General features: G+C 58.5%; 8 protein-coding genes and 1 pseudogene. 5 read left to right on the forward strand and 4 right to left on the reverse strand.

Translation table 11 applies throughout. The annotated features are described in order from the left end of the window. Both A3A9_RS40785 and A3A9_RS40790 read right to left on the reverse strand, forming a co-directional pair. A partial coding sequence (locus A3A9_RS40785) for a sigma factor-like helix-turn-helix DNA-binding protein (RefSeq protein WP_033838837.1) occupies positions 1–163 on the reverse strand: 163 nt, incomplete at its 3' end. Between the two features lie 111 nt (positions 164–274). Then, positions 275–1,942, reverse strand: a pseudogene (locus A3A9_RS40790) (1-deoxy-D-xylulose-5-phosphate synthase N-terminal domain-containing protein); the annotation flags it as partial. 123 nt (positions 1,943–2,065) lie between these two features. Between A3A9_RS40790 and A3A9_RS0136220 the strand changes: the two are divergent. Then, positions 2,066–2,539 (forward strand): Lrp/AsnC family transcriptional regulator, encoded by a 474-nt coding sequence (locus tag A3A9_RS0136220; RefSeq protein WP_027062807.1) that lies wholly within the window; start codon positions 2,066–2,068, stop codon positions 2,537–2,539. Between the two features lie 69 nt (positions 2,540–2,608). On the opposite strand, the gene A3A9_RS40795 is transcribed toward A3A9_RS0136220, so the two are convergent. Beyond that, positions 2,609–2,851: a hypothetical protein gene (locus A3A9_RS40795; protein WP_051371517.1), complete on the reverse strand. Its 243-nt coding sequence runs from the start codon at positions 2,849–2,851 to the stop codon at positions 2,609–2,611. A gap of 790 nt (positions 2,852–3,641) precedes the next feature. Here A3A9_RS40795 and A3A9_RS44625 point away from each other — a divergent pair. Both A3A9_RS44625 and A3A9_RS40800 read left to right on the forward strand, forming a co-directional pair. Continuing rightward, positions 3,642–3,878, forward strand: coding sequence for a hypothetical protein (locus A3A9_RS44625; RefSeq protein ID WP_152536299.1), 237 nt, complete (start codon positions 3,642–3,644; stop codon positions 3,876–3,878). A 388-nt stretch (positions 3,879–4,266) separates the two neighbouring features. Then, positions 4,267–4,725 carry a hypothetical protein gene (locus A3A9_RS40800; RefSeq protein WP_033839170.1) on the forward strand — a complete coding sequence of 153 codons (459 nt, stop codon included), beginning with the start codon at positions 4,267–4,269 and terminating at the stop codon, positions 4,723–4,725. Between the two features lie 61 nt (positions 4,726–4,786). Here the strand turns inward: A3A9_RS40800 and A3A9_RS0136235 are convergent, their stop codons facing one another. After that, positions 4,787–5,704: a hypothetical protein gene (locus tag A3A9_RS0136235; protein WP_027062808.1), complete on the reverse strand. Its 918-nt coding sequence runs from the start codon at positions 5,702–5,704 to the stop codon at positions 4,787–4,789. An 86-nt stretch (positions 5,705–5,790) separates the two neighbouring features. Here A3A9_RS0136235 and A3A9_RS40805 point away from each other — a divergent pair, with 86 nt between their 5' ends. After that, positions 5,791–5,970, forward strand: coding sequence for a hypothetical protein (locus A3A9_RS40805; protein WP_033839167.1), 180 nt, complete (start codon positions 5,791–5,793; stop codon positions 5,968–5,970). Positions 5,971–6,085: 115 nt separating this feature from the next. Continuing rightward, positions 6,086–6,287: transposase (locus A3A9_RS0136240; RefSeq protein WP_027062476.1), on the forward strand; the 202-nt coding region annotated here is incomplete at its 3' end.

The following is a 6,287-nucleotide window of genomic DNA, read 5'->3' on the forward strand; positions in this document are numbered from 1 at the left end:
CAAGCCTGCTCGGCCGCTCTGGAACCTTGAACTTCGGCTCTACCTCGCCCACCCGCAGGTATTTGCGCACCGTATTCCGAGACAGGCCGGTCCTACGGCTAATCTCTCGGATCGATAAATGTTCTCGATAATGCCAGCGTCGGATCACGCTCAATAATGCCATGTCGATCACTCCGTAATCCCCGCTGAAAAAACGCAGGGTAAGGGTCAAACATGGGTCAATTCTCGGTGGAAATATCCTGGGTTGCCGGGTCAGTTCTCAGTGGCAATCAACAGCTCCACCTTCGGGCGCCAGCGTGACCCCCGACGGCGTCGCCACCAGCAGGAAGCGAGCGTCCTGGTAGCAGGCGTAGTTGAGCGCATCGAGGCCGCGCTGGATGAATGGATCGTAGAGCGTGCCGATCGGCAGCAAGCGCTTGCCGAAGATCGAATGCGACAGACCCAACGCTGACAGCATGATGAAGAGATTGTTTTCGGCGATGCCAAGCTCCAGATGCTGGCCGGTCGTGCCGAACTCCCATTTCTGCGTCGAGGCAATGCGTTCGTTGCGGAACGTGTCGGCCAGCGATTCCCTGGCGAACAAGCCGCGCCGGTTTACCCATGGGCCGAGATTGGTTGAAACCGTGACATCCGGCGACGTGGTGACAATGGCGTCAGCGAGCGGTCCGCCGGCGCGCGCGATCTCATCCAGGATGCGGCCGAAGCCAACCTGCGTGGACACGCTTCCCTTGGCCTCGGAAGCAAGCCGGTCCGGCACGATGATGCGTTGCGCGTGACGACGCCTCTGCCCCTTTGCCACGAACGGAACCGCGTCTAGGAAGCGTCGCAGATCCAGTTCGCCGAGATCCAGGCCTTCGGAGGCGTTCCACTCGCGCCCTTCGCCGACCGACATCGACGCGCGAAACGTCGCCATCTGGTCCTTGGTCATCAGCCCGGCGTGGTTGTCCTTGTGGCCTGCGAGCGGCAGTCCAAAACCCTTGATCGTATAGGCGATGAAGCAGGTCGGCCGGTCATTGCCGCGCGCTTTCTCGAACGCATCGAGCAGCGATGGCAGGTCGTGACCGCCGAGATTGGTCATCAGCGTACCAAGCTCGGCATCGGAGCGACGCTCGAGCAGCGATGCGATGCCTGGCTCCCCGCCTATGTCGGCAAGCAGGCGCTTGCGCCAGGCTGCGCCGCCCTGGAAGGTCAGCGCCGAATAGAGCTGATTGGGACAGGCGTCGATCCAGGCGCGCAACACCTCACCACCAGGTTCGGCGAAGGCGGCCTGCTGCAGCGAGCCATATTTGAGGATGACGACATCCCAGTCGAAATTGCGGAAGATGCTCTCGAAGCGCTCCCAGAGGCCCTCGCGCACCACGGCATCGAGGCTCTGCCTGTTGTAATCGACGATCCACCAGCAATTGCGCAGGCCATGCTTCCAGCCTTCCAGCAGCGCTTCGAAGATGTTTCCCTCATCCATCTCGGCATCGCCGATCAGCGCCACCATGCGGCCTTCCGTGACGCTGTCGTCGCGGGCGCGCAGATAGTCCTGCACCAGCGAGGCGAACAGCGTCTGCGCGACGCCCAGGCCGACCGAGCCGGTGGAGAAATCGACATCGTCGATGTCCTTGGTCCGCGACGGATAGCTCTGCGCGCCGCCGAAGGCGCGGAACTGTTCGAGCTTTTCCCTGTTCTGGTTGCCGAGCAGATACTGGATGGCATGAAAGACCGGTGAGGCGTGCGGCTTGACCGCGACGCGATCCTCCGGCCTCAGCACGGAAAAATAGAGCGCGGTCATAATCGTCGCCAGCGAGGCGGAAGATGCCTGATGGCCGCCGACCTTCAGGCCGTCCATGTTTTCGCGAAGATGGTTGGCGTTGTGGATCGTCCACGCCGACAGCCACAGAACCTTTTTCTCCAACGCTGAAAGCGTCTTCAGGTCTTGTTGGTCCAAGTTCAAAACCTCCGGGTGAAACCGGCCACCATCATATGGCTAGGAAAAAGCCAAATGTCGCCAAACTTGCTTGAATTTGATATCGATTTTGGCTGGTTCCGCCAATTCTTAAAATAGGAGTGATGATCCATGCCAAGAACGCGACTGGATGATATCGACCGCAAGATTATCGACGCGCTTCAGGCGGACGGCAGGATGACCGCGCAGCAACTTGCCGATCAAGTCGGGCTCTCAGCCTCTCCGTGTGCACGCCGCGTGCGGATCTTGGAGGATCGGGGCGTCATCACCGGCTATGCCGCGCTTATCGACCAGGATCTGGTTGGCCTGCCGATCTCGGTATTCGCATCGATCAGACTGGAGCGTCAGCGGGAGAGTGAACTGGAACGGTTCAATACGGCGATCGCGCGCTGGCCAGAGGTGGTAGACTGCTATTTGATGACTGGCCAACGCGACTACCTGTTGCGCGTTGTGGTGCGCGACCTGCACGCCTATGACCGTTTCCTGAAGGAAAAGCTGACGCGACTAGACGGCGTTGCCTCGATCGAATCCAGTTTTGCTCTGGCGCAGATCAAGCGGTCGAACCGGCTTCCGGTTGAAGCGTGAGCGCTTCACGCACAACGCCTCCGCTTGGAGTGTGCTTCGCGACGGTAGCGAATACCCAGGTCACATCGATCAACTTGGTTTTGCCGTACCGCAATCGAGCTCATGAAAGACCGTGCACCAGAAGCGGTAGTCGCGTGTGCGGCCATCGAAATGCGCTGTCATCGCGCAATGTGCTGCAGCCGTTGCCGCGCTCGATCCATACAGCTCGACAGCGGCCTGCGCTGCAGCATCCGGATCGGTCAGCTCCCACAGTGTCAACACGTCAGTGCCTGCACCGACGGCACAGACATGGTCGGAGTGAATTTTCGGCATAACAAGGTCTCCCGCGGGTGGTCCGGCGAGAGCAGCGGGGCGCTGCGAGGCCGGACGTTGGGAACCCACGCGGAGTGAGCCACGATCCAAGGGCGTTTACGCCCAGGATATTCGTCGTGTCGTCCCTGGCCTTCGGCATCTTCGCAAGGTGGTGATAGTCACCCAACGGAAGGTTGCGCATAGGCAATTTATTGCAGAGCGTCGTTGTGAAGACAACCGGCGCCGTCCAGGAGAAATGGACGCCAGGAGGAAAGGTCTAACCGGCTGAATGTCGAGTTGCTTGCTGGTGTCGGCGCGAAGGTGAGTGCGACGTCGTGCGGGATCGGCACCTTTCGGTTGACCTTTGACGGGATGCGGCGCTGACTGCTGCGTCCGCTTAGCTATGTCACGACGTTGAATACCTAGATGGCGGGGGTCAGCTTGCGGCGCGCCCGCGATCTGCGGCACCGTCTGCTTTCTGGCTCTGGTAAAGCTAACGCCAACGGCCGACATGACGCGCAAAACGGACGTCAGAGCCGGCGCCTGGATGTCGACCAAGGGGCAAAGGCCCCACCGGGACAGCGTGTCGGTAACGCTTCAGGTGAAGTCCGGTCTCATCCGAGCGCGTGGATCATTACGCCAGGCACAAGCCGTCTTGGCGACCTCGCGCAGATGCTGGGGATGCGTCAGGGATATTACCTGCCCCGCGCTCGTCATCTCCCAAACCGCCGGAAAATCGCTTCCGAACGGACATGGTCCAAGGTTACCATGATGTCGTCGGCGGGGCAGCACTGACGGGTGAGGACGGACAATGTGGCGCGTGACGAACACGTCATTCACGCAACAGGAGTGTCTGCGCAAGGCACTGGAGTATTCCTGGTTAGCAGAGAACAGCCGCAGCGAAGCGGCGGCGGCCTATGCCTTCTATCAGGCACGCTATTGGAGAAGCTTGGCGCTCGTTGGACGAACTGGGGAATCTGACCTCGACTGCGAAGGCACGCCTGTCCGCCTGGATAATCCAGCGTCTGATGGCATGAACGCTTGCTGACGCTGGAGATGTGACCGATCGATGCTGGCGTTCAAAGCGTTCCGGCCGGGACAGCGAAAACGGGGCGCCGATACAGCATAAGTTCCGATGCAAACGGCTGCATGAGATCGCGCCGATATGGCAGGCCGGAGCCAGCTTGGAATCGGATGGAGTGCGAATGAAGGACATACGATCATGGATCGTCGCCGTCAGATAGGCTCGCCGGTAAGTGCGTAAGCATCGTCGGCTGGCCGCGCCGTAGCCTGACCGAAGCGAGAACCGAATACGATTTCCGACAGCAGGGTTATTCAGTTTATGGATAATTGCCGAGAGGCAGGCCGCCGATTGGCTGGCAGCTGAAATGCTGGTCCTCCCAAGACAAGGACGGCGCCGACCGCCGCAGCTTCCTATGAAACACGTTATCTCGCAAGCAATCGCCTTCGCCGTGCGATGCCACCAAGGGCAGTTCGACAAAGCCGGCCAACCTTACATTCTTCATCCGCTCAAGGTCATGTATCTGCTAAAGTCGGATGACGAGGAGCTGATGTCCATCGCTGTCACCCACGACACGATCGAGGATTGCTTTGCAGACGACGAGAAGGGTTTCTCCGAACTCCAGTACGTCGGAATGACACCACGCGTCATCGCAGGCGTCCGCTTGCTTACCAAGAACCCCCAGCAGTCATACGAGGATTACATCGCAGCCATCCTCACCAGCCGCGACGCCATCTGTATGAAGATGACGGATGTCCGCCACAACATGGATCTGCGCCGGCTGAAGGGTATCACGGAGAAGGACCTAACTCGTATCGCCAAGTACACGGTCACCTATCACAAGCTCAAAGCCGCCCTCGAAAACTCGCAATAGGCCAGTCACATTCCTCTGACAGGTGAACAAACGTGCGAAGTCCCACCTCAGCGAATGTGCGCTATGTCATCGTCAAGTCGAAGAGTTTTCCCGATGGCGTGTCAAGATTGTACTGCTGATTTTTGGTGATTTGCAGCCGCGAAATGACATCTCGTGACTTGGTTAGCGCCTCCATCCGAATGGCCGCCACCGAAGGCGCACCAGCATTCAGCGCTGTGGCGGCACGTTCATAGAAGTCCGACCTGAAAGAGAGCGTTGACATCGACCAGTCGCCAGCCTTTTCCGGTACCTCGAAAAATTCGTCGACATAGCGACGGAACAACATTGTCTGAAAAAGGCGTTGTTCGTAACTGAGCCGTAAAAAGTAGATGAATGGGATTTGCTCGCGAAAGATGTCTCCGTCTTCCTCTCTGGCGAGGAATGCGTACGGCGTGAAGGTTTTGCTATCGTCCTCAACGACGAGATCGAGTTGTCTGATGCCGTACATGTTCCGAGGCTCGAATGAAAGAGATAGGGAAACCACTCGATTAATAGGCAAGAACAGAGATTCACTATGTTCGAAACCCTCTTTGTATTTATTGAGCGAATCGAGCCTTTCGAAGAGCTCATGTGTTCCTGATATCTTGCTGACGAATGCCTCGCCAACGACCCCGCCGACGAGCGGTTCGACAAACTTCATTCCAACGTTCTTTAAGACATTGAACAGTGTACCGCCCAAGTACTGTTCGGCCCGGCCAATACGCTTTCCTTGCGTGATGAATGCGAGCCCTTCCGTCGCATACAACAGCTCGCCCGCAGGCAGCGCCCAACGGCCGCCTTCCACCAGCATCTCCGCCGGTGCAGCGAGCACATCGAGATGGACAAAGGGCCGGAAGAACTTCAACAACCGAGGCGTCAAAAAACCACCCTTGACGATCTCCTCCCTCGTCGGTGTCGAAATCCCGGTTGCAGGCGGCACGTAGTCGAAAGGAAAATCCATTGTCCGTCCCCTGGGCCTGCGTCTCAGCTCCAGCGCGTCTTCGTGAACCCGTTGCCCGGCCTGATCGTAAATGTTATGGGAAGACGATGGGTCCCAAACTCGCGATTAACCTACTGGCATTCGGCGTTGGCGGTACACTCTTATTGGTTTTCGAGGGTGTTTCAACAGGGACACTCGGTGATCATCTTGCTCTGATCGCTATACCGGTTGTTATGGCGATTGTCGGCGGTGTGCGCATCATGCAGCTGCGCGCGAAGAGAAATTAGTGTCACCGACGGTGATGCGTCGCCCCCCGGCTGGTGAAATTAGGGTCAGGACCTATTAAAGTTCTTGCGGAGACAGCAAACGGCTGATTCATTGGCGGTGCGAGGAGGCGCTGCAATGAGTGATTTGATCTGGCTGTCGGAGGCGCAGATGCGCCGGATTGAGCGGCATTTCCCGCTGTCTCACGGAGTGCCCAGGGTCGATGATCGGCGGATCGTCAGTGGCATCATCTTCGTGATCAGGAACGGCCTTCGGTGGCGCGACGCGCCCAGCGAGTATGGTCCCCACAAGACGATCTACAACCGCTTCATCCGCTGGA

Origin of the sequence: Mesorhizobium loti CJ3sym, assembly GCF_000472785.1 — a bacterium.
GTDB classification, from domain to species: domain Bacteria; phylum Pseudomonadota; class Alphaproteobacteria; order Rhizobiales; family Rhizobiaceae; genus Mesorhizobium; species Mesorhizobium loti_E.

What these genes read in the sequence shown, in the direction of transcription:
- A3A9_RS0136220 (WP_027062807.1), top strand. Translation starts at nt 2,066, where the DNA reads ATGCCAAGAACGCGACTGGATGATATCGACCGCAAGATTATCGACGCG.
- A3A9_RS40800 (WP_033839170.1), top strand. Translation starts at nt 4,267, where the DNA reads ATGAAACACGTTATCTCGCAAGCAATCGCCTTCGCCGTGCGATGCCAC.
- A3A9_RS40805 (WP_033839167.1), top strand. Translation starts at nt 5,791, where the DNA reads ATGGGTCCCAAACTCGCGATTAACCTACTGGCATTCGGCGTTGGCGGT.
- A3A9_RS0136235 (WP_027062808.1), bottom strand. Translation starts at nt 5,704, where the DNA reads ATGGATTTTCCTTTCGACTACGTGCCGCCTGCAACCGGGATTTCGACA.
- A3A9_RS44625 (WP_152536299.1), top strand. Translation starts at nt 3,642, where the DNA reads ATGTGGCGCGTGACGAACACGTCATTCACGCAACAGGAGTGTCTGCGC.
- A3A9_RS40795 (WP_051371517.1), bottom strand. Translation starts at nt 2,851, where the DNA reads ATGCCGAAAATTCACTCCGACCATGTCTGTGCCGTCGGTGCAGGCACT.